Here is a 23,496-nt window from a genome sequence, read left to right as displayed (position 1 = left end):
AGTAGGTCTGTACTGATGCCGAACGGAGCCCCACCATGCCTCTCGATCGTCGATCGTTCCTGATCGGATCCGGTGCCGCCGCGGTGCCGCTGCTGTTGGCCGGGTGCGGCTTCGTCAAGTCCAGCCCGTCACAGCAGGCCGAGGGCACGTTGACGTTCACCACCTGGGGCACCGACGCCGAGTTGGCCGGCTTCCGAGCCTCGATCAGCGCGTTCGAGGCGGCCAATCCCGGCTCGACGATCACCCTGAATGCGGTGCCGTACGAGCAGATGTTCACCAATATCGACGCCCAACTGCAGGCGGGTAATCCACCCGATATCTTCCGCGTCCCGTATTACACGTTCGGCGCCTACGCCGGCCGAGGACAACTACTGGATCTGTCGCCGTTGCTGGCGTCGGACACGCGGGATCAGTTCACGCCCACGGCGTGGGCTGCAGTGCAGAACGGCGGAATCCCCTACGGCCTGCCGCACCACACCGACACCTCCGCAATCCTGGTGAACCGAACCCTGTTGTCGCAAGCCGGTATCGACTCCGTCCCGACAACCCTGGACGACGCCTGGACGTGGGACGAGCTGGCGTCGATCGGCGATCGGCTGCGTTCCTCGCTGCCGGCCGACAAGTATCCGTGGGCCTACAACTGGCAGGGCAACGGTGTCACCCGCTGGCTGAGCCTGTTGTTCCAAGCCGGCGGTGCGTTCCTGGCCGAGGATCAGAAGACCCCACTGATCGACTCCGACGAGGCTCGCCGAGCCGTCGAATTCTCGTCGTCCTTCTTCTCGAAGGGCTACGTGCCTGCCAACAACACCATCGCCTCGTCGAGCTACGCCAGCGAGGCGTGGTTCTCGCAATCGGTGGCCATGGTGTGGTCGGGTGCGTTCCAATTGCCCGACGCCGATGCCACGGCCAGTTTCGATTGGACGGCCACCTACGCACCGCGAGATCGCCGGGGCGGCGGCGACTTCGGCGGCAATGCACTGGTCGCGACGTCGCAGACCTCGCAGCCCGAGTTGGCGGCGTCGTTCCTCGAGTTCGTCACCCAGCAGGAGCAGATGCGCAACTTCTGTAAGTCCGCGTCGCTGCTGCCCACGCGTACCGACCTGCTCAACTCCGACCTCGAGTTCGATATTCGGTCGGAGCTGGCCCCGATCTTTGCGGCGCAGGCGACCACTGTGCAGCCGCAGGATGCGGCCCAGGTGGCATCACCGTCGATGTCGGGAATCATCCCGGTGCTCAAGGAGCAGCTCGATCTTGCCTTCGCAGGCTCGCAGGATGCTGCCGCCACCGTGTCTGCGTTGCAGAGCGGAATCGCCGGGGTCACCGGCGCATGACGGCCACACCGATCACCCGGGCCGAGCAGAAGCCCGAGCCCGAGCAGAGAGCGAAGACCAAGCGTGCCGGGGCCAGGAAAGAAGCATTCGCGGCCGCGGGCTTTCTCGCGCCCAGCTACGCACTGCTGGCCGTGTTCGTGCTCGTTCCCCTCGTCGCCGCGTTCGTCGTCAGCCTGCAGCAGACTGACGGATTCGGTGCCGGCGAGTTCGTGGGGGTTGCCAATTACGCACGCCTGGTGGAGGATCCGCTCTTCTGGCGGGCACTGATCAATACGCTGGTGTTCACCGCGCTGGTCACGCCGCTGTCGATGCTGTTCGGTCTGATCGCTGCGGTACTGCTCAATTCCGCCCTACCTGCACGGCCGCTGTGGCGCTCACTGGTGATCCTGCCGATGGCCGTCTCGGGCGTGGCGACCGGCCTGATCGGAATCCTGGTGTTCGACCAGAACTCGGGCGTGCTCAACAATCTGATCGGCTTCCTCGGTTTGCCTGCCATCGACTGGCAGTCCTCCCCCGGACCGGCGTTCGCGTCGATCGTCATCGCCACCGTATGGTGGCGTACCGGGTTGAACATGCTGATCTACCTGGCCGGACTCCAGGGCCTGGGGCCGGATCTGTACGAGGCCGCGCGGTTGGACGGCGCAAACGCATTTCAGCGTTTTCGCAACGTGACGGTGCCCCTGCTCGGTCCCACCTCGTTCTTCCTGCTGGTGCTCAACGTCATCTACTCGTTCCAGGTGTTCGATCTGGTCTTCGTTCTCACCGGCGGCGGCCCGGGCGGGGCGACGTCGGTGCTGGTCACGTACGCCTACGAGACAGGCTTCGTCACCCGCGACCAGGGTTACGCTGCATCGATCGGCATGGTGCTGTTCCTGTTCGCCCTCACCTTCGCCGCCGCGCAGTGGCGCGCGAGCCGAACGAAGGATCTGGTCGAATGAGCAGGCCCGCAAGCGCATCCGCTCGCCGGGGACTGGTGCTACGCACCGTGATCATCGCCGTCATCGGGCTGATCACCATAGCGCCGCTGTATTGGATGCTCGCAGTGGCGTTCTCGACTCGCGGCGAGTTGCTGGGCGGTGGAGAACTGCGGCTGTGGCCACGCCAGGTGACGTGGGAGAACGTCACCCGCGTGTTCGACTCGTTCCCGGTCGCGACGTGGCTCGGCAACTCGATCGCCATTGCCGTCGTGGTCACGATCATCACCGTGGTGACGAGTCTGCTCGCAGGATATGCGTTCGCGCACTTGAAGTTTCGATTCTCCACCCCATTGTTCTTCATCGCGCTGGCCACTCTGGTGCTGCCCGTGCAGGTGATCATGGTGGCGCTGTTCCGCATCGTCGTCGGGCTCGGCCTGTACGGCACGTACTGGGCGGTGATCCTGCCGAGTTCGGCGTCGGCATTCGGGCTGTTCCTCGCGCGCCAGTTCATGCTCGGCATACCCCGTGAGCTGCTCGAAGCCGCTCGGCTCGACGGTGCCGGACACTGGCAGATCTTCCGACGCGTCGTGCTGCCCCTGTCGGGGCCGCTCATCGCCGTCCTCGCCTTCATGAGTCTGTTGCAGTCGTGGAACGACTTCGCGTGGCCGCTGATCGCGCTGCGGGAGAACGAGCTGTTCACGCTCCCCATCGGCCTGCTGTACCTCCAGGGTCAGGCGAACAGCGATTACGGTGCCACGATGGCGTTCGCGCTGATCAACGTCGTGCCGATGGCGCTGCTGTTCCTGTTCTTCCAGAAGTATTTCATCGCCGGATTCGCGCGCAGCGGGATCAAGTAAGTCCCCTTCAGGGCGCCTGAGGGTGGGTGAGGTGCCCCGCCGGTTATGGTGCAAGCGACTACGAGGTCGCAGCCTGTGCCGTGGCCCGCCGCCGTGAACGAAGGGGATCGTACGACGTGGAGATTTCAGGAACAGCAGCACTTGTCACCGGTGGGGCGTCGGGCCTCGGAGCCGCAACGGCCGCACGTCTGGCCGCGGCGGGCGTCACCGTGTTCGGCCTCGACCTGCCCCAGTCCATCGAACGCGCCGGAGACAGCGTCCCGGATGGCGTGACCCTCATTCCCGCCGACGTCACCAGTGAGGCCGAGGTCGAGGCCGCACTGGACACCATCGTCGAATCCGGTGTACCGCTGCGCATCGTCGTCAACTGCGCGGGCGTGGGCTGGGCAGGTCGCATCCTGTCCAAGAAGGGACCGCACGATCTCGAGCTGTTCCGCACCGTCATCACCATCAACCTGCTCGGGACGTTCAACGTGATGCGGCTGGCCGCGAACCGGATGCAGTCGCAGTCGACCGTGGACGACGCAGGCCAGCGCGGCGTCGTCATCAACACCGCATCGGTAGCCGCATTCGAGGGCCAGATCGGCCAGATCGCCTACACCGCCTCCAAGGGCGGCGTGCACGCGATGACCATCACCGCGGCCCGCGACCTCGCTCAGGTGGGTATTCGCGTCAACACCATCGCCCCCGGCATCGTCGACACCCCGATGCTCGCCGGCGTGACCGAGGAATACCGTCAGGGCCTCGAGGCATCGGTGCCGTTCCCCTCTCGCCTGGCGCAGCCCGGCGAGTACGCCCAGCTGGTCCAGATGATCGCCGAGCACGACTACCTCAACGGCGAGACCATCCGGATGGACGGCGCAATCCGCATGGCTCCGCGCTAGACAACCGTCGCTGCGCGTGACCCCGCATCTCCAGGCGGGGTCACGCGCGGGCGCGCAGATCCGCTACGGTCGGGATCTCTTTCTCGGCGCGGTCGGTCATCCACTCGCGCAACACTTTTGTCGCCAACACGTCGTCCTCGTTGTAGACGAGCAGCCGCTCGCGCTGGGTGTGGTCGGGATCCGCGTCGTAGCCGACGGCCTCGCGGTACCACCCCATCGACGCCTCACCGCCGGCCTCGTCGTCGCGCCACGAGAATCCTGCGACGGGAGCAATCTTCTTCAGGCCCTTGCCGTTCGGGCAGATGAATTGATCGCTCACGGCCTGATAGACGTCCACCCACTGCTCGCTGTCGATGAATTCGCGGATCTGCGCCTCGGTGGGCACCCCCGGTACGTCGGCGAATCGGCGGGCCGAATCAAGCAACCATTTGTCCTCGGCCTGACGCGAATAGCAATACGCCGCAAAGGTTTTACCGCGTGCAGCTGCATCGGCCCTGGTGTCCATCAACCAGTTCCAGAACACCGCGAACGAGCGACCCTCGTCCACCGTGGGTAGCGGATCCCAGGTGACGAAGCCCCGATACGTCGGCGGCGGGCCACCCGCCTCGGTGAGCAACGTGCCCCACAGGTAGGCACCGTGTTCCTGGTAACTCTCCATGTCCACGTCCACCTCGACGTCGGCCCGGTGCACCGAGACGGTCTCGGAGCGCCGGAGCAGGGGTACGTCGGCTCGCCAGGCCAGCGCCGCGGACACCGCGTCGTCGAAGTTTCCGAACGGCCACTCCTCCGGAGCCGGACCCGTCCACTGCGCCAACTCGTCGATGGTGCGCACGCCCGCAGCGCGCAAAACGTCCGCCCGCGAACCCGACGCGACAAGCGACACGTCACGGACGGCTACCAGCTGCGGCTTGCAGTCGAACCACCATGCACACGAACGACATTCGCTCACCTGCGAGGGAACGGTGAACGCGCTACCTCGGGCCACAGCGAGCCGGTCTGCGAAACGCGTGTCGTATTCGCCGAGCACGGTTGTCAGGTCGTGGACGAGCATGCAGTCGCCGCGATAGCCCACCGCACCGCCGACAGGCGTGGACGTTGCCAAACCCTCGTGGGCCAGCATGCGGTACAGGTGGGCGAGCCGAAGCTGGTCCCGCAACTGACTGCGCACCTTCCGGGTCTCGTCGACGGCCGGGGCCCACTGCGTCAGTGAGGTCGTTCGCGCGCCGCGTCCCGGATCGGTGACTTTGTGGTTGACGACGATGACCGGGATGTATCCGCCCGACGCGTCGCGCACCAGAAGTTCGCTACGGCCACGCCGACCGGTATCGCGCTCGAGTGGCAGCACTGCGTTCCAGATCCGCTCGACTCCGGCCCGGCAGGCCGCGACGGTGGCATCGGCCGCGGCACGGGCCGTCGGCTCGTCGATTTCTGTCCACTGCATCGGATCCGCCACGGCCAACTGCGTGCGGATGTTCTCGCGGTGCGCCTGCGCTGCTTCCCGGCGCTGGCGCACACCTGGATTCTCGGGCTCGCCGCGCAGCAACGATCCGTAGGCGGTATCGAGGTAGAGCCGATGACGGCACCGCGTCAACGATCCGGCGTCGAGCAGCACGGGAGATGAGACTGGCGCACCTCGTTGACCGTTCACACTTCAAGACACTAGGTCAGCCCTCCGACAGCCTGCACGGATCAGCGCCCGATAAGGTGTGAGAAACGCACCGTTTCCGCCGAGCAGTACATGTCAGGAGCCTTGTCGATGGGTTTGTTCCGTAAGCGTAAGGGTCGTGCCACTCGCAAGGCAGAGGCCAAGGCTCTCAAGCACAAGGCCACTCTGGAAGCGAAGCTGGGCGCCAAGAACGAGCGCAAGCAGTTGAAGTCGATCGCCAAGGCGCAGCGCAAGCTCAGCGCGGTGGAGGCCAAGTCGCAGAAGAACGTGGAGAAGGCGCAGGTCTCGGCTCTGCGGGCGCAGCAGAAGGCTGCCGCTGCGGGCTCGCTCAACGTGGCGCAGATCCGCAAGTACCTCGGTATCGCTCGGCTGTTGTTGCCGGTGCTCGCTCCCATCGCCTACCGCGCAGCCACCGTCGTCCGGGGGCAGCTGGACAGCCGCAAAGCGCAGCAGATGGGTGTTGCACCGGATCAGCTCAGCGAGTTCACCGGCCACGGCGGGAAGCTCAGTGCCCGCATCGCCGGTGCCGAGAAGTCGCTGAGCACCATCGGTGCCCGCCACTCGGATCCCGAGACCAAGAGTTTCGGTGCTGCCATCAGCGAGCGCCTGGACGATTTGACGACCGCTGTGCGCGCGTCCGAGCAGATGCCGCCCGCTCGTCGCAAGACCGCCCACGCGGCCATCTCCGCAGAGCTCGACGGCATCGAAGCCGATCTGCTGGCCCGCCTCGGCGTGCGCTGAACGCACTGCTCACACGATGACCGACGCCTCCGCCGCACCGCTGCGCGGCGGAGCTGTCGGTAGCGTCACCGCCGCGCTCGCGGTGGCCGCGCACGGCATGGCCGGCGGCGGTTGGCCCGACGGAACCGCTCTGACTCTGCTGGTCGTCGTCAGCATCGGTATCGGGGCCATGACGGCAGTACCGAGACGGTCGACGGTACTGCTCCCGGCCCTGATGGGCGGCCAACTTCTCGCCCACGTCGCGTTGAGCCTGGGCAACATGCCCGGCATGCTGCACAGCCACTCGTTACTCCCCAGCACGGCGATGATCGCCTTCCACGCCGCCGCGTCCGTGGTCGCTGCGATGTTGATCGCCGCCGCCGAACGCCTCTACGGACCGATCACCTCCATCGTCCGTGCCGTTCTCGCGCTTCTCACTCCCCTGCCCGACGGTTCCGCCGTCGGTCGCGTCCGATTCTCCGTGGCGATGCCGTCGGTGCACGGCACCGCCCTGGACTGGGTCATTTCTCGTCGTGGGCCCCCGATGTTGCGGCTCTGACGCGACATCATCGTTTTCACCTCCGTACAGAAATGACCCAACACCCATGAAGAGTTCTATTTCCCGTGCCCTGTTCGTCTCCGGGGCTACCGTCGGCGCGTTGCTGATCGGCGCAGGCGCAGCATCGGCACACGTCGTCGTCTCTGCTCCCGACGCCGAGCAGGGAGGCTATTCGGTTCTGACGTTCCGTGTTCCCACCGAGTCCGACACCGCCTCGACCAGTTCGGTCAAGGTCGCACTGCCCGGCCTCAATTCTGCTCGTACGCAGCCAATCCCGGGCTGGACGTCCACCGTCGAGAAGGACTCGGCCGATCTCGCAGTGTCGGTAACGTGGACGGCGAACCCCGGTGCCGAGGTCGGCCCCGGCCAGTTCCAGCAGTTCCTGCTCTCGGCGGGCCCCCTGCCCGAGGAGGAGACAGTCTCCTTCCCGGCCACGCAGACCTACACCGACGGTGAGGTCGTGAACTGGGACGAGCCGATGACGGAGGACGGCAGCGAGCCCGAATTACCGGCGCCCACACTGACTCTCGCAGCCGCGAGCGGCGACGCGCATGGTGGCACCCACTCGGATACCACCGAGGCATCCGCATCGGACGACACGGCATCGGACAACACGGCCCGCTGGCTCGCCGGAGTCGGACTGGTACTCGGAGCCATCGGCGCCGGCCTCGGCATCGGTGCAACGATCCGGGCCCGGCGCTCGTGAGGGCGCTGGTCTTTTCTGCGAAGGTAGTCGTCGTGGCGCTGCTGACACTGCTGATCGCCGCCCCAATCGCGTCGGCGCACTCGCAGGTCACCGGGTACAACCCGGCCGACGGCACCTCCCTCGACGCGTCTCCGGCCACGGCCTCGGTGACGTTCAACGAGGTGCCGCAGGCGCAGTTCGCCACGCTCAACGTCGTCGGACCCGACGGCAACATCTGGTCGAAGGGCGACGCCCGCATCGAAGGGCAGAGTGTTGTCGTCGACGTCGGAGAGCTGGGACCGACCGGCGACTACACGCTCGCCTATCGCATCACCTCGGCCGACGGACATCCGGTGAGCGGTACTGCGACGTTCACGCTCACTCAGGAAGGTTCGGGAACGCCGGGGGCACCGGCCGACGCGTCGGGCACCGCGGAAGAGTCCGGCGGCGGGTTCCTCGGCGGCTACGGACACATCGTGTTGATCGTGGTTGCGGTTCTGGCCTTCGCCGGCGCGTTGGGGTTTGCGCTGCGTAAGCCGAAGACCAAGAAGTAGGACCGACGTGGCTGCGGTGAGCGAGAGAAGCGTTCGGCTGGTGCTCGCCGCCGCAGCCGCGGCCGTGCTGGGGGTGGCGGCAGCATTCGCGCTCGCCTACCCCACCTTCCCCGGCGGGTCGTCGTGGCTGCGGGTGATCGCGGTGGCCTCGGGTTCGGTGGTGTTGGGGTTCGGCGTTCTCGCTGTGATGGACAGCAATTCCGAATCCGGACGGCCCGCCGTCGACCCGCTGGTGATGTGGCGAGCGATCGGATACCTGTCGGGGCTGTGGGCGGTTGCCGAGTTCGTTCTGCTCATGGCGGCCGCTGCGGATTCTGCCGGTCGCAGCCCGTTGACATTGTCGCCGAGCGCTTTCGCCTCGTTTGCGGCCGAGATCTCCGTCGGTCGGCTGGGGACGGCGACGGTGATTCTTGCGCTCGCCCTGTGCGCCATCGGAGTGGTCGGCTATCGACGCGGCGCAGATTGGTCCCCGACTCCGGTGATCGTGTTGGCGTCCCTCGCCCTGGTCGCGCGACCGATCACCGGCCACATGTCCCAGTTTGCGTTCGGCTCCATTGCCGTTGCGGTGCATGTGTTGTTCGCATCGGTGTGGCTCGGAGTTCTCGGTGCGATGGCGCTGAGTCTGCGGAGCAAATCCGCCTGGGCGACGCTGTTGCCGGTCTACTCGAGGATCGCCTTCTGGTGCGTCATCGCAGTCGCAGGCACCGGCGTGCTGGACGCGGTCCTCAAGCTGGACAGCGTCGCCGCCGCAATCGAGACCGGTTACGGCCGAATCGTTCTCGCCAAGGTTCTGATCACCGTGATCCTCGTCGCGGTGGCCCACCGAATCCGAGGGACGTGGTTGCCCAGCGCCGTCGCACACCGATCCACCGCGGAGTACTCACTCGGCCGCGCAGCCTCGCATGTGTGTCTGATGGCCGTGGCTTTCGGCTTGGCGGCGGCGCTGGCAACCACGGCGTGAGCCGGCAGTAGCCGAAACCTTGTCGGTCCTCTGTACTAGCCTGGGTGCATGCCGAAGTTGACTGTGGTGCCGAGTGGTTCTTCGGCGTCCTCGGTCGACGGTATCCCCACGGTCGCAGAGTTCTTCGCCGGCATCGGTCTCGTCCGAATGGGCTTGGAGCAGGCGGGTTTCGAGGTTCGCTGGGCCAACGACATCGAGCGCGACAAGCACCAGATGTATCGCCAACACTTCGGTGACGACTCCGGCCATTTTCAGCTCGGTGATGTCGCTTCCACCCGCGGTCGCGATCTGCCCGAGGGCTTGTCCTTGGCATGGGCATCGTTTCCGTGCACCGACCTGTCGCTGGCCGGCGGCCGGGCCGGTCTCGCGGGCAAGAACTCGTCGACGTTCCGGCATTTCACGCGGGTGCTGGGCGAGCTCGGTGCTGCTCGCCCCGAGGTCGTGGCACTGGAGAACGTCGTCGGCCTGGCCACCAGTCACGGTGGAGACGATCTGGCCGCAGCGGTCCGAGAACTCAACGAGCTCGGCTACTCGGTGGATGTGTTGACCATCGATGCTCGACGCTTCGTCCCGCAGTCGCGTCCGCGTCTGTTCTTGATCGGTGCGCAGAATCCGCCCGAGGATGCCCGCGATCCCAACAGTGAACTGCGCCCCGATTGGCTGCAGGCCGTGTACGGCGATTCGACGTTGCTGACCCACCGGGCTCCGTTGCCGAGTCCACCGATTCCGTTGACCAGTGGTCTCGGTGACGTGGTCGAGCGCATGGACTACCGAGACTCGCGGTGGTGGGATGCCGACCGCACCGCGGCGTTCGTGCACTCGTTGTCGCCGATTCAGTTGCAGCGCATCGATATCCTGAAGAAGGCCCGCAAGGTCAGCTACCGCACCGCCTACCGTCGCACTCGTAACGGCGTCGCCGTCTGGGAGGCTCGCCCCGACGACATCTCCGGCTGCTTGCGTACCGCCCGCGGCGGCTCCTCGAAGCAGGCCGTCGTCAAGATGGGGAACGGCCGCTTGCAGGTGCGCTGGATGACACCGGTGGAGTACGCGCGTCTGATGGGTGCCGGCGACTACACGCTCGATGGTCTACGAAACAATCAGGCGCTCTTCGGTTTCGGCGACGCAGTGTGTGTTCCCGTGGTCGCATGGCTGGCCGAGCACTACCTGATGCCGCTGGTCACCGGGACACTGAGCGCATCGAATTCGGCTGCGGTACATGTCCAGTCACGGTAAGTCCTCGCTGCGTGCGTCTGCCGTCGCGCCGCGAAAGAGCACCCTGCCGGCAGACGACGTGCAGTCCTTTCGCACCGCTCTACGAGAAGTGCTGAGCGAGAAGGACAAGCAGGGCCGTGTGTGGTCGGCTGCCAAATGGGGCGTGTATGCGTTCTACGATTACGACGGCGAGCCGATCTACGTGGGGCAGACCAAGGAGAAGCTCAGCGTCCGGGTGCAGCGGCATCTGACCAACCAGCGAACCGACGCCGTTGCGATGCGGGTGCTCGATGTCTTCGAGGTCGCCGAGATCGAGATCTGGCCACTGTGGCAGTACGAGGATCTCAAGAAGTCCGATGGCGCAGAGCAATTCCGCGCCGCCGAGCGAGATCTCAATGCCCACGAGTACACGGCGTACCTCGAGGCCATCGCCGAATCGCGACACAAGGCGATCCTCAACGAGAAGATTCCGCCGGTCTCGGAGCCCATCACCCTCCCTGCATCGCTGCGCCGGTCGCTGATCTCCGAACAGACGCGCCGTGAGCGCGGGCACCCCGACATCCGTATCGCGCGCCGTGCCGAGACGATTTCACGCTTGGCCGCCGTCACTCGTGAACGCGGAGAGGTCTCCGAGGGCCTGCGACGCGTCCTCGTCGTGCAGGCCGTCCGGCTGGCGTTCCTGTCGGCCGAGCGACTCGCCTTCGTCGAGGGGCATCCGATCCCCGATCCCGCCGCCATCGACGTCACCGCGCTGGTGGGATCGGTGCTGCACGAGCGCAGCGATCCGGAGGACACAGAGGACGCGGAGAGCACCGAGGACCTACCCGAGCCCGACGGCGAGTTGGACCTGTTCAGCGAGTACTGACTCGCCCCGCCGTAGGCTCGCAGTGTGCCGCTTCCCCCTCATGTTGCCGACCTCACCAGCATCGATCTGTTGCTGTCGGTGGCCGAGCTCGGCAGCATCGGGCGAGCGGGGCGGGCTCACGGCATGTCGCAGCCGGCAGCAAGTTCACGCATCCGTGCGCTGGAGCGCCGCGTCGGCGCGCCGTTGCTGACACGGGGCGCACGCGGAACGGCGTTGACCGAGTTCGGCGAACTCGTCGCAAGTTGGGCCGCCCCGGTCGTCCGGTCTGCCGAGGATTTGGCGACGGCAATCGCCGCGCTGCATGCCGAACGTATCGGCCACGTGCAGATCGCCGCGAGTCAGACTGTTGCGGAATATCTTCTGCCGCGTTGGCTGGTCACCCTGCACGCGCGTCTCCCCCAGATCGTGCCGACTCTGAGCTCGGGCAACTCCACGGTGGTCGCCCAGAAAGTCCTGGCGGGCGACGCTGACATCGGTTTCATCGAAAGCCCCAGCATCCCCTCGTCTTTGGACCATTCGACCGTGGCCTCCGACGAGTTGGTACTCGTGGTGCCGCCGGGTCACGCGTGGGTCGAATCCCCTCCGTCGGCCACAGAGATCGTCGCCACCGCGCTCGTCACCCGGGAGCCGGGCTCGGGCACGCGTTCGGCGTACGAAACTGCAGTGGCCGCAGCAGGACTCGGGCAACCGTCGGCCGCCCTCCTCGAAGTCTCGTCGACCACGGCCATCAAGTCGGCCGTCGCCGCAGGAATCGGCGGTGCCGTACTCAGCTCCTTGGCCGTCGCCCCGGAGTTGGCCGCCGGAACCCTGATTCAGGTGCCGATCCCAGGACTGACACTGCGCCGTGAATTGAGAGCGATCTGGCCGTCCGGACGCGTCCCGACCGGCCCGGCCGCAGAGTTGCTGACAGTGGCAATGAAGACACAGCCATAACCCTGAGTTATGAGTAAGGAACAAATCGGTACCTACCGGGGATGATCCGCACCGCGCACGCTGAAAGCATGACCGTGACCGTCGCCGCCCCGCTCTCGACCGAGACCGACACGCACCGCAGAGCCTTCGAGCACATCACCCCCAACTGGTTCGCCGCAGTGATGGGGACCGGCATCGTCGCCACCTCAGCGGCCACATTGCCCGTGCAGTTCCGGGCTCTGCACGTCTTCGCAGTCGCTGTCTGGATCTGTGCAGCTGCAGCGTTGGTCGTGATAAGCGGGGCCTTCGCCATGCACTGGATCGCGCATCGCGACCGGGCCGTCGCCTATGCCCAGCACCCGGTGATGATGCAGTTCTACGGTGCCCCGCCCATGGCACTGCTGACCGTCGGTGCAGGTGCCGGCCTCCTCGGAGCGGATCTGCTCGGAGCCACCGCGTCGACCGCGCTGTTCGCCATCCTGTGGGCAACGGGAACGCTGGCCGGTCTGCTCACCAGCGTCGCCGTTCCGTATCGCATGATCACCGCATCCGATCACCGCGACGTCACCGCCCTCCCGGCATGGTTGATGCCCGTCGTCCCGCCGATGGTGTCGGCGTCGACGGGGGCCTTGCTGCTCACCCATGTGCCCGACGGCCAGTGGCGACTGGCTCTGTTGTGCGCGTGCTATGCGATGTTCGGTCTGTCGTTGATCGTCGGGATGCTCACTATGACGCTGATCTACGGACGTCTCCTACACGGCGGACTGCCACCCGTCGACGCAGCTCCCACCCTGTGGATCACGCTGGGACTGATCGGTCAGTCGATCACTGCAGCAAACCTACTCGGCACCGATGCCTCGATGGTGTTCACCGGTTCACAGGCGTCGATCGCCGTCGGACTACATGTGTTCGGCATCGGCTACGGGCTGATCATGGGCGGCTTCGGCGCGCTGATGTTCGCGCTCGCCGCCGCTCTCACCGTGCACGCGTCACGCAGGAACTTGGGATTCTCGCTGACATGGTGGTCGTTCACGTTTCCCATCGGCACCTGCGTCACCGGTACGACTGCGTTGGGCAATGCCCTCGATTTCGGTGCCGTCCAGGCCCTCGCTGTAACGTTGTACGCCCTACTTCTGACGGCTTGGATCACCGTCGCCACCCGCACCGTTCGAGGCGTGCTGCGAGGAAATTTGCTGTACCGCAACTGATCTCACATGTGAGCGAGCACGTTCACCACGTTGCCGCCCGCATCGCGGAAGAAGAATCGGCGTACGCCCCACTCCTCGTTGGTGATCTCGTAGACGATCTCGAGGTCCGCTTCCACGGCGGCCCGATAGGCCGAGTCCACGTCGTCCACCTCGATCGACGCCGACGGGTTCTCCGGCCCGGTGGGGTCGGTGGTGATCAGACTCAGCTGCGCCGAACTGTCGCCGGTCGGCGCGAGCGTCGCGATCCAACCGTGGTTCATGACGACCTCCATGCCAGTGACCTGGACATACGCGTCCAGCGTCGCATCGAGATCGGTCACCGTGAGCAGAGGCATCGCGCGCACAACGTCCATGTTCGGACTGTATCGCTCCGAAAGCGTCCCCGCGGGGACGTTCTCGACGAACATCTCGCACATGGGAGACGATGTTCCGATGCTGACGATCAAGGTGACTCTGGCCGACATCGAGCCAACGGTGTGGCGGCGGTTCACCATCAATTCCGACGCCACCCTGCCCGAGCTACACGACGTGATCCAAGACGTCATGGGCTGGGAAGACCGACACCTGCACATGTTCTTCGTCGGCGACGATCCCTACCGAACCAGTCGACGCTACGAGATGAAGTCCGCGCTCGAGGAGTGGGACGACGGCGCCGGGACGCCCGAGGACGGCGTTCGATTGAACGAAGTCCTCGGTGCCGTCGGGGATCGTCTCGGGTACGAGTACGACTTCGGTGACGGATGGACACACCACCTGGTCGTCGATGAAATATCGCCCGTTGCCGGTACTGCAGCCTGCCTCGACGGCAGCCGCGCCTGCCCACCCGAGGACTGCGGTGGCACGTCGGGCTACGACGAACTACTGAAGGTTCTGGCTGATATCGATCATCCTGAGCACAACCATATGAAGCAGTGGGCGGGCAGCTTCGAGGAGCGCTTCGCGGTGGCCGACGCGAACAACAGAATCGCGTTGCGGCGCGCGGTGACGGAGTTGGCCGGCCGCGTACGGGAGCGGCTACCCAAACTCGGCTCGCTTCTCGAACGCGGGCCCCTCGAGTACCACCCCGATCTGCCCGATGTCCTCGCACGCGTCGATTTCGATGTGGCACAGCTGGACCCCGTAGCGGCGGCATCGGCAATGGAAAAGCTGACGTGGATGCTGGCGCGCGTGGGTACAGACGGAATCACGCTGACTGCTGCGGGCTATCTCCCGCCCAAAGACGTTGCTGCGATGCGTGCAGAGCTCGAGTGGGGTGCCGAGCGGTTCGGAAACTCCAACCGCGAAGTGGACCATCAGCAGGTGCACTGGCTTCGGGCTGCTGTGACGCAACTCGGACTGGTTCGCGTGCTGAAGGGACGGCTACTTCGCACCCGTTTGGGCAACACCCTGGCCACCGACCCAGTCCGCCTGTGGTCGCACGCCGCGGCTCGGATGCCCTTCGGCCGCGAGCAGTACGAGAAGGATGCGGGCGCGCTACTCCTGGTGTCGGTTGCAGGGAGTTGCTCTGCGACCGAACGCAATTCGCTGATCCTTCGAAGCCTCGAGACCATCGGATGGCGAATCCCAGAAAGCGAAAGACGCTACGCCCAGTACCTCGCTCGACCGACCTTGGACTTCCTCACTGTGATCGGCGCTGTGCCGTCGACCTTGGGTCGTGAAGGGACCGTACCGGATTGGGGACGCACTTTTGCCGTACACGCACTCGGCTCGTGAACCAGAATGGGCAGCCGGCCGCTCATCAGGTCACGCTGCGCGCCCTGTGCGCCGCAGACGATCTCGATCGAGCGCCTCGAGCAGAAGGGGGGCCAGAGGATCAGGTACGCAGAACTTGTCGTTCACCTTGACGAGCAATCCGAGGTCGAACATCGACATGAACCGAAGTGTCGCGACGGTCTGAATCACCTTACTGTCGGACATCGTTCCCAGGACGACACTGTCGGATTCCCCTACCGGATCACCGACGAGGCTGCGCACGAGCACGGTGGTCGCCAACGCCGAGCCTGCCGTGAGCTCGGACTGCACCGAATCATCGCCGGCGTCGTACACAGGCGTCAAGCAGGATGCGTACGCCTCGACCACGGCGGCGCGAGTTCGGTCCGCACTCGGAGACACCACCCAAGCACAGGCTTCGGGTCCGCGGGTGTAAATCTGGCCCGCGTTCTCGAGGACACCGACCCCACAGGCGGTATCCAACACCGATCGATAGTTCACCATCGCCACGAAGTCAGGCTGTGTAGCGATACCGTCGAAACCAGGAATCCCAAGCGCAGCAACGATCTCGGCCGAGTCGTCCCAGTAGTCGATTCGGGCCGATGGCGCGCGGCGCTCAGTCGCAGCCCACGTTGCCAAACGTTGCAGGAGTGAGACCACAATCGGTGCACTCAGTGGGCTCGAGCGCCCCGGCGATATCGGAGAACTGGGCACCGGCGCGAATACAGTCGAGGACCCGATCTCTCTCGAGATCTCTTCGTTCTGAGATGGCGACAACCGCTCGGCGACGACGAACGTGCCGAACAGATCGATGGCGCGGCGAATCTCGTCGCGCTCCCACGGCGACTGTTCATACTCACCGAGTTCGAAGTACTCGTGATCATCGAGACAGAACATGTCGATCGGAAAATCTGCCCCGTACACGCTCACGTTCCGCTCGCGGACCGACCGATCGACTGTGATAGCTGTCGCGAAAGCCGTCAACTGATCTGCGACCCAGGCATTCTCGACCAGCCAATCGGAGAAGTGAAGAAGGGCGCTCGGCCAGAAAAGAGGTTCCCTTTCACGCTGAGCCTGACTGTGGGCCTCGCGACTGGTCTTTCTGCTACGCGATCTGCGGTTGCTCATGATGTCCCCCCGGGATGTGTGTGGTCGAGAGAGTAGGCGAGGGGTACGACAAACCCGAACTCCGAGTAGCACAAGTGCTACCCTTTCGATATGGAGTCCATCGGATTAAAAGAGCTTCGGCAGCACGCGTCCGACTACGTCAAGCGCGCGGAGGCCGGCGAGTCGCTGCTGATCACGGTCGCAGGACGACCGAGCGCCTTGTTGGGTCCGGCAGAGCGAAAGCAATGGAACACGTTCGACGACGTAGCCGATGTCTTCGACTCGGAACACGACCCGACCCTTGCGGGCGATCTGATCGACATCGACGACTCGATGCAGGACCCATGGCGGCGATGAGGACGGTGCTCGACACCAGCGTCCTCATAGGAGACTCACTCGATCGCATCGAGGGAGAAGTTGCGATCAGTGCGATCAGCCTGGCCGAACTTCACTTCGGAGTGTTGGTTGCTCACACGTCCGAACAGCGTGCGCTGAGACTTCAGCGCTTGGTTGCGGTCGAGCGCCGTTTCGAACCACTTGCAGTGGATGCCAACGTTGCCCGAAGCTATGGTCGGCTGGCCTCAGCAGTTCGAGAACGCGGCCGCCGCCCACAAGCGAGAGCTCTGCGCGCGGCCTGGGTCGTTCCGCAGGCTCCACCCCTGCTGATGATCGCGGCAACCGCACACGCCCACGGTGCTCGCCTGATGACCCGCAATGCCGAGGATCTTCGGGGCATCGAAGAACTGGTCGAGATCCACAGCCTCTGAAGCCATCGAGTCGTTCACCCCTACGACACGTTCCATTCTCACAACACACGTCGGCCTGTCGATTCGGGTCGGAAGCATGAGCAACTTCCGTGTTGGATATTTCTCAGGAGAACTCTGAAGTGAAGATTGCTCGTCGCGCCGTGACCGGTGGAATCCTCGGTCTCGCAGCTGCTCTGACCCTGGCCTCGTGCTCCGAGCCTGCCGCCCCCGACAGCACCGGAAACGATGGCGGGGCCAGCGGCACCCTGACGGTGTACACGTCGGAACCGCAGGCCAAGATCGATGCGCTCAACGCCGAGTTCACCGCCGAAAATCCCGGCATCGACGTGCAGGTGTTCCGTGCCGGAACGGGCGATCTCAACGCGCGCATCGCCTCCGAACGGCAGACCGGTTCCATCGGTGCCGATGTTCTGCTCGCAGCAGACGCTCCGACGTTCGAGAAATACAAGGCCGACGACCTGCTGCTGCAGTACACCCCGGCCGACGTCGATGCCCTCGATTCCAACGTCGTCGATCCCGACGGCTACTACGTCGGCACCCGCATCATCCCGACGGTCATCGCGTACAACACCGGTGCGGTCTCGCAGCCTCCGACGTCGTGGAAAGAACTGGCCGATCCCCAGTACAAGGGCAAGATCACGCTGCCCAATCCCGACGTGTCGGGCGCGGCCGCGTTCAACACCGCGGTCTGGCTAGGCCAGCAGGATCTGGGCCTGCCGTGGCTCACCGACCTCGTTGCCAACGAGCCCGTCGTCGCCGAGAGCAACGGCCCCGTCGCACAGGCCGTCGCGGCCGGCACTCAACCGGTCGGAATCGTCGTCGACTATCTGGTGCGCGAGCTGGCCGAGAAGGGCTCGCCTATCGCCGCGTCGTACCCGACCGATGGCGTCCCGTACATCTCCGAGCCCGCCGGAATCTTCAAGGACTCGGCCAACCAGGAGGCTGCACAGAAGTACGTGGACTTCCTGGTCAGCAAGCGCGGTCAGGAAATTGCCGTGGAGCAGCAGTACCTGCCGGTCCGGTCCGACGTGGGCACGCCGGAGGGCGCACCCGCGCTAGACGACATCGAACTGCTGAACCCGGACCTCGACACGATCACCGCCTCGCAACCCGATGCCGTCGCCACGTTCAACGATCTTCTTGGCTGACCGAGTCACCTGGGTACGCGCCTGCCTGTGGCTGGCCGTCATAGCTCTGATCGGCGCACCGTTGGCCGCCGTTGTATCGATCGGTCTGGGCGGCAACCATATCCAGGAGCTGCTCGACGGCGGAATCGCCTCGGCTGCGGCCAACAGCGTCGTATCTGCGGGCCTGTCGGCGGCCGCGGCGGTGGCGATCGCGACCATCATGGCCCTAGTTCTCGATCGCACCGATCTGCCCGGACGCTCGGTACTACGTCTGATTCTGCTCAGCCCATTGCTGATTCCGCCGTTCGTGGGCGCGATCGCCTGGACGGGCCTGCTCGGACCGAGCGGAATGATCAACTCGTACTGGGACGAGACGTTCGGCGGCGGACCCCTGTGGAACATCTACGGCGGCGACGGCGTGATCTTCCTACTGACCGTCCACTCGTATCCGCTTGCGTACCTCATTATTTCGGCAGCCCTGCGCCGAATACCGGGTGATTTGGAACAGGCAGCACGAATCACCGGCGCATCGCCGTGGCGCGCCATGCGCGACGTGACCCTGCCGTTGCTCCGGCCGGCTCTGCTGGCATCGCTCACGTTGACTGCGGTGTCCAACCTCGCCGACTTCGGCATCCCGGCGCTCATCGGATTGCCCGAGCGGTACGTGACTCTCTCCACCATGGTCTATCGATACATCCAGTCGGGCACCGTGGATCGACCGCTCGAGGTCGTCTCCACCATCGGTATCGGACTCCTCGGCTTGGCCGTCGTTGCGGTAGCACTGGATCGGATACTGGGCCGTCGCTCCGTTCAGCTCGACGGCGCGGTTACGGAGCGCCAACTACTTCCGCTGGGGCGCAGTCGAATTCCAGCGGGTATTGCTGCACGGGTCCTCGGCCTCGTCCTCACGGTTCTGCCGATCCTGGCATTGGCCACCCAAGCACTGCTTCCGGCCCCCGGCGTTCCGCTCACCTGGGACAACCTCACCCTTGCCAGCATCGACAGCGCCGTCACCGCACCGGGAACCCTGGTGGGCATTCAGAATTCGGTGACCCTGGCACTCGGGGCGGCACTCGTGTGCGGCTTCCTCGGCCTGGCCATCGGTGTACTGACCACGCGCACCCGATCCCGCGACAACGTCGGCCTCGATCTGGCAGCAATGTTGCCGCAGGCCATTCCTGGCCTGGTGATAGCAGTGGGATGGTTGATCATCGGCCGCTACACCGGGCTGTTCGACACCAAGTGGGTCATCCTGTGCGCCTACGTCATGGCGTTCCTCGCAATCGTCGTGCAAGCAGTACGAGCGCCACTGAGTTCCACTCCGACAGCCCTCGAAGAAGTCGCCAGGTCGTCCGGTGCGTCACATCTTCGTTCGCTGTGGGACGTGCCGTGGAAGATGGCGATTCCCGCCGCAGTCACCGGAGCCGTACTCGTTGCCCTCACGGCAGTACGCGAGCTGACCATGTCGGTCCTGCTCGTCGCCCCCGGCACTCAGACCCTCGGCGTATCCATCTTCAACCTGCAGCAGGCCGGCGACTACAACGCCGCCTCCGCCCTGTCCCTACTCGTCGCGCTCGTCGGATTCGCAGGTCTGGGCCTGGTGGCCTCCACCCGAGTCGGACGCTGAGAAAAAGGTATCCGATGTCTGCCATCACGATCGAGAATCTCGGCCTCCGATACCCCGACGGCACAGTCGGTTTGGACGGTATAGACCTCGCCGTCGCCGACGGTGAGTTCGTTGCTCTCGTCGGACCGTCGGGATCGGGCAAGACCACACTGTTGCGCACCGTCGCCGGCTTCCTGACGCCTACCGCGGGCTCGATCGCGATCGGCTCCGATATCGTTGCGAGCAAACATCTCTCGACGCCACCCGAGTCACGCAAGCTGGGCATGGTGTTCCAGCAGCACGCGTTGTGGCCGCATCGATCCGTCGGCCGCAACGTGTCGTACCCTCTCGAACTGGCGGGCGTCGCGAAATCCGAACGTGCGAAGAAGGTATCCGACGTTCTCGAGCTCGTCGGGTTGCCGGGGCTCGAGAAGCGGGACCCGGCGACACTGTCCGGCGGCCAGCGGCAACGCGTCGCACTCGCGCGTGCACTGGTCTCGTCACCGCGCGCACTGCTGCTCGACGAAGCCCTGTCGGCGTTGGATGAGCCTCTTCGCGATCGCCTTCGCCTCGAGCTTCGGGCGCTGACACGGGCAGCCGGATTGACCGTCGTACACGTCACCCACGATCGCACCGAGGCACTCGCCCTCGCAGACCGAGTGGTGGTCCTCGATCAGGGCACCATCGCGCAGATCGGGACCCCGGAGGAGGTCGTGCGTGCCCCCGAATCGGCGTTCGTCGCCCGTTTCCTGTCCGACGCCACCCTCGTCGACGGCGCTGTCGCGGACGGCACCTTCACTTCGGGCTCCCTCACGCTGACCGCCGACGGCACAGGTCCCGGGACGCTCGCAATCCTGCCGACCGACATAGACATCGTGGCCGGGTCCATGGACGGCACCGGCGACATCAGCGGCACCGTGACCTCCTCGCTGTTCGGGCGCGACGCGAGCGACGTACTGATCCACTGCGGCGACGTCGACTTCCGCTGCTCGACGCGTGGCCCGCGGCCCGAGGTGGGCGAGACGGTCGGCTTGTCCGTGCGCCGCTCGTTCTTCTACGCGCACTAGCCTCCTTCTACGCGCACTCGGCACCCTCGACGCGCACTGGGCGGCACCCTCGACCGCGAATCGATCCGGCTCCAGCACTGTGACTCACCAGACAGGAATATTATTTGCTTAGCGCATGTATGTATATATATGGTTGCAGACAGCAAGTAAATCGAACTCAGCGTTGGAGTACTCATGGCAGTTCAATCCACGACAGCGGAATCGCTCGTCGAAGAGGTCTTCCTCTTCGGGCGCACGCTGAAGCGGGCCGTGACCACCGGAGTCGAGGATTCACCGTTGCCGCAGGCGCTGACCGGAGTTCTGGCCATCCTCGCGACCGAGGGTGAATGCAGACAGACCGACCTCGCCAGCAGGCTCTGCGTCAGCCAGTCCGCCCTCAGCCGGCAGATCGCGGACCTCGTCGACCTCGGCTACATCGATCGGCATCCCGATCCGGACGACAGAAGAGCGTCTCGGGTCTGCGTGTCGGACGACGGCCAGGCTCGACTGAAACAGATTTGGGACAGGCGAGCTCGTCGCCTGGCAGAGATGTTGAGCGAGTGGAGTGAGACCGAGGCACTCGATGCTCTCGATTCCATCCGCAAGCTCAACGACACGTTCACCGAAGACGCCCACGCCCAGCACCAGGACGTGGCCCGCATTGAATTGATTGCGAGATAAGACATGACCGAAACTCCGCCGAATCAGGCAGTCGTCGATCCCGATGCGATGTCGCATCGCCAGATTCTCGAAGCCCTCACCGGTCTGCTGGCCGCGCTGTTCACCGCGCTGCTGAGCACCACCATCGTCTCGACCGCACTCCCGACCATCATCGGTGACCTCCAGGGATCGCAGACCGCGTACGCCTGGGTCATCACCACCGCACTGCTGGCCAACGCCGCGTCGACGCCCATCTGGGGCAAGCTCGCCGACCTGTTCAACAAGAAGGTCCTGGTTCAGAGCTCGATTCTCATCTTCGTCGCAGGCTCGCTGATCGCCGGCTTTGCGCACAACGTTCCGCTGCTGCTCGCCGCACGTGTGGTGCAGGGCATCGGCATGGGTGGTTTGACGGCACTCGTCATCGCCATCATCGGCACCATCGTCTCCCCCCGTGATCGTGGTCGCTACTCGGGTTACACCGGCGCTGTCATGGCCGTGTCGATGTCGGGTGGCCCCATCCTGGGCGGCGTCATCGTGGACAGCCCTCTCGGCTGGCGCTGGTGCTTCTTCGTCTGCGTGCCGCTCGCTGTCATCGCACTCGGCCTGCTGCAGAAGACGCTGCACATCAAGACCGTCCGCAAAGACAACGTCTCCATCGACTGGCTCGGCGCTCTTCTGCTGACTGCAGGCGTTTCCGTTCTCCTCGTGTGGGTTTCGTTCGCCGGCAAGGCGGACTACTACGACTGGATCTCCCGTGAGACCGCATACCTGGTCGGCGGCGGAGTTGCGCTGCTCATCCTGACGGTCATCGTCGAGGCTCGGCACAAGTCGCCGATCATCCCGCTCAAGATCGTCACCGAGCGCACCACCGGCCTCGCCATCGTCGCATCCATCGCCGTCGGCGTCGGCCTCTTCGGAGCCACCACCTTCCTCGGCCAGTACTTCCAGACCGCTCGCGGCTACACCCCCACCGAGGCCGGATTGCTCTCCATCCCACTGGTGTTCGGCATGCTCGTCGCCTCCGTGGGTTCCGGTCAGCTCATCACCAAGTTCGGTAAGTGGAAGCCGTTCATCGTGACCGGTTCCGTTCTGCTGGTCGTCGGATTCCTGCTCCTGGGCACCATCGATCACGCCACCAGCCTGGTCACGGTCGGCATCTTCATCACCATCGTCGGCCTCGGTACCGGCATGCTGATGCAGAATCTTGTTCTCGCAGTGCAGAACACGGTCAGCGTGCAGAACGTCGGTGCAGCATCGTCGACGGTTGCCTTCTTCCGTACCTTCGGCGGCGCGATCGGCGTCTCGGTTCTCGGTTCGCTGCTCGCAACCCGGGTCGCCGAGAAGTCGGCATCCGGCCTGGCTCAGCTCGGCGTGGACAGCTCGGCCAGCGGCGGTGGGTCGCTCGACCTCACCGCTCTGCCCGAACCGATCGTCAATGTCATCCGCACCGCCTACGGTGATGCGACCGGACGAATCTTCATGATCGCCGGCTTCGTAGCCATCGTCACCCTGATCGCAGTGATCTTCATCCCGAATCGCCCACTGCGACAGACGATCGACATTGCCTCCACCCCCGCACAGGGTCCCGTCACCGATCTCGACAAGCCCGAACTCGAGAGCCGCGCCCAGCAGCCCGAGCGTGGGGAGCAGCTCGCCGAGATCCCGTCCTTCGGGGCGACTCAGGATTACGTCGGAGCGGAGTACGGAAACGAGCGTCGCTTCGAGCGTCGCAACGAGGGCCGGCACGAAGCCCAGCCCGGCCAGCGTCCCTTCGACGGTCTGAGCACCGATGCCCGTGATCGACTGCTCGCGCTGCTGTTGCCGCAGCCCGAGGACACGCTGACCGCACTCGACGAGGCCGAGGCCATTCGCGCCGAGGTAATCGAGCTACAGCAGGAGCTCGACGCCAAGATGCTCGACTTCGATGCAGTGTGCGAGCGACTCCGCCGACTCGGACTCAGCGAACAGCAGGTGGCTCGAGTGTTGGGAGACAACCACATTCCCGACAGTCGCAATCACTACGCGAATGCCGGACTGAACGGCCACAGCGTCAACTAGGTCCGACACCCACGAGAGATTCCCCGCACCCCATCAGGAGTGCGGGGAATTTTCGTTCTCTATGCTGACAGAGCAGACCGCCCA

Annotated in this window: 24 protein-coding genes; 21 read left to right on the top strand and 3 right to left on the bottom strand. The window is 65.1% G+C overall.

Annotated features, from left to right (window positions below; translation table 11 throughout):
* Positions 1-35: 35 nt before the first annotated feature.
* The 4 genes from AC5WEY_RS05275 (at position 36) to AC5WEY_RS05260 (ending at position 3,989) form a co-directional block, all read left to right on the top strand.
* Positions 36-1,331: an ABC transporter substrate-binding protein gene (locus tag AC5WEY_RS05275; protein ID WP_495644970.1), complete on the top strand. Its 1,296-nt coding sequence runs from the start codon at positions 36-38 to the stop codon at positions 1,329-1,331.
* Complete coding sequence (locus AC5WEY_RS05270; RefSeq protein WP_495644969.1) at positions 1,328-2,269, top strand: carbohydrate ABC transporter permease; 942 nt, start codon at positions 1,328-1,330, stop codon at positions 2,267-2,269. The genes AC5WEY_RS05275 and AC5WEY_RS05270 overlap by 4 nt, the downstream gene beginning before the upstream one ends.
* The gene (locus AC5WEY_RS05265; RefSeq protein ID WP_057477347.1) at positions 2,266-3,105 is read left to right on the top strand and encodes a carbohydrate ABC transporter permease; all 840 of its coding nucleotides are present in this window, start codon (positions 2,266-2,268) and stop codon (positions 3,103-3,105) included. Before AC5WEY_RS05270 ends, AC5WEY_RS05265 begins: the two co-directional genes overlap by 4 nt.
* A 116-nt stretch (positions 3,106-3,221) precedes the next feature.
* Positions 3,222-3,989 carry an SDR family NAD(P)-dependent oxidoreductase gene (locus tag AC5WEY_RS05260; RefSeq protein ID WP_057477348.1) on the top strand — a complete coding sequence of 256 codons (768 nt, stop codon included), beginning with the start codon at positions 3,222-3,224 and terminating at the stop codon, positions 3,987-3,989.
* A gap of 40 nt (positions 3,990-4,029) precedes the next feature.
* Here the strand turns inward: AC5WEY_RS05260 and AC5WEY_RS05255 are convergent, their stop codons facing one another.
* Positions 4,030-5,598, bottom strand: coding sequence for a TM0106 family RecB-like putative nuclease (locus AC5WEY_RS05255; RefSeq protein WP_495645532.1), 1,569 nt, complete (start codon positions 5,596-5,598; stop codon positions 4,030-4,032).
* A 147-nt stretch (positions 5,599-5,745) separates the two neighbouring features.
* On the opposite strand from AC5WEY_RS05255, the gene AC5WEY_RS05250 reads away from it, so the two are divergent.
* From AC5WEY_RS05250 to AC5WEY_RS05210, 9 genes are all read left to right on the top strand, one after another.
* Complete coding sequence (locus AC5WEY_RS05250; protein ID WP_057477349.1) at positions 5,746-6,396, top strand: DUF6474 family protein; 651 nt, start codon at positions 5,746-5,748, stop codon at positions 6,394-6,396.
* A 16-nt stretch (positions 6,397-6,412) separates the two neighbouring features.
* Complete coding sequence (locus AC5WEY_RS05245) at positions 6,413-6,934, top strand: hypothetical protein (protein ID WP_057477351.1); 522 nt, start codon at positions 6,413-6,415, stop codon at positions 6,932-6,934.
* 46 nt (positions 6,935-6,980) lie between these two features.
* The gene (locus AC5WEY_RS05240; protein WP_495644968.1) at positions 6,981-7,640 is read left to right on the top strand and encodes a YcnI family copper-binding membrane protein; all 660 of its coding nucleotides are present in this window, start codon (positions 6,981-6,983) and stop codon (positions 7,638-7,640) included.
* Entirely contained in the window at positions 7,637-8,173 is a 537-nt protein-coding gene (mprA, locus tag AC5WEY_RS05235; RefSeq protein ID WP_495644967.1) for an MprA protease, GlyGly-CTERM protein-sorting domain-containing form, read from the top strand. The genes AC5WEY_RS05240 and mprA overlap by 4 nt, the downstream gene beginning before the upstream one ends.
* 16 nt (positions 8,174-8,189) lie before the next feature.
* Complete coding sequence (locus AC5WEY_RS05230; RefSeq protein WP_495644966.1) at positions 8,190-9,134, top strand: copper resistance D family protein; 945 nt, start codon at positions 8,190-8,192, stop codon at positions 9,132-9,134.
* Positions 9,135-9,182: 48 nt separating this feature from the next.
* Entirely contained in the window at positions 9,183-10,367 is a 1,185-nt protein-coding gene (locus AC5WEY_RS05225) for a DNA cytosine methyltransferase (protein WP_495644965.1), read from the top strand.
* Positions 10,351-11,211, top strand: a complete 861-nt coding sequence (locus AC5WEY_RS05220) for a GIY-YIG nuclease family protein (RefSeq protein WP_495644964.1) — start codon at positions 10,351-10,353, stop codon at positions 11,209-11,211. The genes AC5WEY_RS05225 and AC5WEY_RS05220 overlap by 17 nt, the downstream gene beginning before the upstream one ends.
* Positions 11,212-11,235: 24 nt before the next feature.
* Positions 11,236-12,144, top strand: coding sequence for a LysR family transcriptional regulator (locus AC5WEY_RS05215; RefSeq protein ID WP_495644963.1), 909 nt, complete (start codon positions 11,236-11,238; stop codon positions 12,142-12,144).
* A 68-nt stretch (positions 12,145-12,212) separates the two neighbouring features.
* A complete protein-coding gene (locus AC5WEY_RS05210) occupies positions 12,213-13,331 on the top strand; it encodes a TDT family transporter (protein WP_495644962.1) in 1,119 nt (372 codons plus the stop codon).
* A gap of 2 nt (positions 13,332-13,333) precedes the next feature.
* Here the strand turns inward: AC5WEY_RS05210 and AC5WEY_RS05205 are convergent, their stop codons facing one another.
* A complete protein-coding gene (locus AC5WEY_RS05205) occupies positions 13,334-13,684 on the bottom strand; it encodes a VOC family protein (RefSeq protein WP_057477360.1) in 351 nt (116 codons plus the stop codon).
* Between the two features lie 61 nt (positions 13,685-13,745).
* Between AC5WEY_RS05205 and AC5WEY_RS05200 the strand changes: the two genes are divergently transcribed.
* The gene (locus AC5WEY_RS05200; RefSeq protein ID WP_495644961.1) at positions 13,746-15,044 is read left to right on the top strand and encodes a plasmid pRiA4b ORF-3 family protein; all 1,299 of its coding nucleotides are present in this window, start codon (positions 13,746-13,748) and stop codon (positions 15,042-15,044) included.
* A 30-nt stretch (positions 15,045-15,074) separates the two neighbouring features.
* On the opposite strand, the gene AC5WEY_RS05195 is transcribed toward AC5WEY_RS05200, so the two are convergent.
* On the bottom strand, positions 15,075-15,971 hold the full coding sequence (locus AC5WEY_RS05195) for a hypothetical protein (RefSeq protein WP_495644960.1): 897 nt from the start codon (positions 15,969-15,971) through the stop codon (positions 15,075-15,077).
* 288 nt (positions 15,972-16,259) lie between these two features.
* Here AC5WEY_RS05195 and AC5WEY_RS05190 point away from each other — a divergent pair, with 288 nt between their 5' ends.
* From AC5WEY_RS05190 to AC5WEY_RS05160, 7 genes are all read left to right on the top strand, one after another.
* Positions 16,260-16,505 (top strand): type II toxin-antitoxin system Phd/YefM family antitoxin, encoded by a 246-nt coding sequence (locus AC5WEY_RS05190; RefSeq protein WP_495644959.1) that lies wholly within the window; start codon positions 16,260-16,262, stop codon positions 16,503-16,505.
* Entirely contained in the window at positions 16,493-16,915 is a 423-nt protein-coding gene (locus AC5WEY_RS05185; protein ID WP_495644958.1) for a type II toxin-antitoxin system VapC family toxin, read from the top strand. The genes AC5WEY_RS05190 and AC5WEY_RS05185 overlap by 13 nt, the downstream gene beginning before the upstream one ends.
* Positions 16,916-17,040: 125 nt before the next feature.
* Entirely contained in the window at positions 17,041-18,063 is a 1,023-nt protein-coding gene (locus AC5WEY_RS05180) for an ABC transporter substrate-binding protein (RefSeq protein ID WP_495645531.1), read from the top strand.
* Positions 18,029-19,669, top strand: a complete 1,641-nt coding sequence (locus AC5WEY_RS05175; protein WP_495644957.1) for an ABC transporter permease — start codon at positions 18,029-18,031, stop codon at positions 19,667-19,669. The genes AC5WEY_RS05180 and AC5WEY_RS05175 overlap by 35 nt, the downstream gene beginning before the upstream one ends.
* A 14-nt stretch (positions 19,670-19,683) precedes the next feature.
* Entirely contained in the window at positions 19,684-20,715 is a 1,032-nt protein-coding gene (locus AC5WEY_RS05170) for an ABC transporter ATP-binding protein (protein WP_495644956.1), read from the top strand.
* A 174-nt stretch (positions 20,716-20,889) separates the two neighbouring features.
* The gene (locus AC5WEY_RS05165) at positions 20,890-21,375 is read left to right on the top strand and encodes a MarR family winged helix-turn-helix transcriptional regulator (protein ID WP_057477365.1); all 486 of its coding nucleotides are present in this window, start codon (positions 20,890-20,892) and stop codon (positions 21,373-21,375) included.
* A gap of 48 nt (positions 21,376-21,423) precedes the next feature.
* Positions 21,424-23,412: an MDR family MFS transporter gene (locus AC5WEY_RS05160; RefSeq protein WP_495645530.1), complete on the top strand. Its 1,989-nt coding sequence runs from the start codon at positions 21,424-21,426 to the stop codon at positions 23,410-23,412.
* Positions 23,413-23,496 lie beyond the last annotated feature (84 nt).

Source organism: Rhodococcoides sp. S146-33, from assembly GCF_059489205.1.
This window is presented reverse-complemented; position numbering and strand designations above follow the sequence as displayed.

What these genes read in the sequence shown, in the direction of transcription:
- AC5WEY_RS05200 (WP_495644961.1), top strand. Translation starts at nt 13,746, where the DNA reads ATGGGAGACGATGTTCCGATGCTGACGATCAAGGTGACTCTGGCCGAC.
- AC5WEY_RS05220 (WP_495644964.1), top strand. Translation starts at nt 10,351, where the DNA reads ATGTCCAGTCACGGTAAGTCCTCGCTGCGTGCGTCTGCCGTCGCGCCG.
- AC5WEY_RS05170 (WP_495644956.1), top strand. Translation starts at nt 19,684, where the DNA reads ATGTCTGCCATCACGATCGAGAATCTCGGCCTCCGATACCCCGACGGC.
- AC5WEY_RS05210 (WP_495644962.1), top strand. Translation starts at nt 12,213, where the DNA reads ATGACCGTGACCGTCGCCGCCCCGCTCTCGACCGAGACCGACACGCAC.
- AC5WEY_RS05185 (WP_495644958.1), top strand. Translation starts at nt 16,493, where the DNA reads ATGGCGGCGATGAGGACGGTGCTCGACACCAGCGTCCTCATAGGAGAC.
- AC5WEY_RS05265 (WP_057477347.1), top strand. Translation starts at nt 2,266, where the DNA reads ATGAGCAGGCCCGCAAGCGCATCCGCTCGCCGGGGACTGGTGCTACGC.
- AC5WEY_RS05250 (WP_057477349.1), top strand. Translation starts at nt 5,746, where the DNA reads ATGGGTTTGTTCCGTAAGCGTAAGGGTCGTGCCACTCGCAAGGCAGAG.
- AC5WEY_RS05190 (WP_495644959.1), top strand. Translation starts at nt 16,260, where the DNA reads ATGGAGTCCATCGGATTAAAAGAGCTTCGGCAGCACGCGTCCGACTAC.
- AC5WEY_RS05275 (WP_495644970.1), top strand. Translation starts at nt 36, where the DNA reads ATGCCTCTCGATCGTCGATCGTTCCTGATCGGATCCGGTGCCGCCGCG.
- AC5WEY_RS05165 (WP_057477365.1), top strand. Translation starts at nt 20,890, where the DNA reads ATGGCAGTTCAATCCACGACAGCGGAATCGCTCGTCGAAGAGGTCTTC.
- AC5WEY_RS05240 (WP_495644968.1), top strand. Translation starts at nt 6,981, where the DNA reads ATGAAGAGTTCTATTTCCCGTGCCCTGTTCGTCTCCGGGGCTACCGTC.
- AC5WEY_RS05205 (WP_057477360.1), bottom strand. Translation starts at nt 13,684, where the DNA reads ATGGACGTTGTGCGCGCGATGCCTCTGCTCACGGTGACCGATCTCGAT.
- AC5WEY_RS05175 (WP_495644957.1), top strand. Translation starts at nt 18,029, where the DNA reads ATGCCGTCGCCACGTTCAACGATCTTCTTGGCTGACCGAGTCACCTGG.
- AC5WEY_RS05160 (WP_495645530.1), top strand. Translation starts at nt 21,424, where the DNA reads ATGTCGCATCGCCAGATTCTCGAAGCCCTCACCGGTCTGCTGGCCGCG.
- AC5WEY_RS05225 (WP_495644965.1), top strand. Translation starts at nt 9,183, where the DNA reads ATGCCGAAGTTGACTGTGGTGCCGAGTGGTTCTTCGGCGTCCTCGGTC.
- AC5WEY_RS05270 (WP_495644969.1), top strand. Translation starts at nt 1,328, where the DNA reads ATGACGGCCACACCGATCACCCGGGCCGAGCAGAAGCCCGAGCCCGAG.
- AC5WEY_RS05245 (WP_057477351.1), top strand. Translation starts at nt 6,413, where the DNA reads ATGACCGACGCCTCCGCCGCACCGCTGCGCGGCGGAGCTGTCGGTAGC.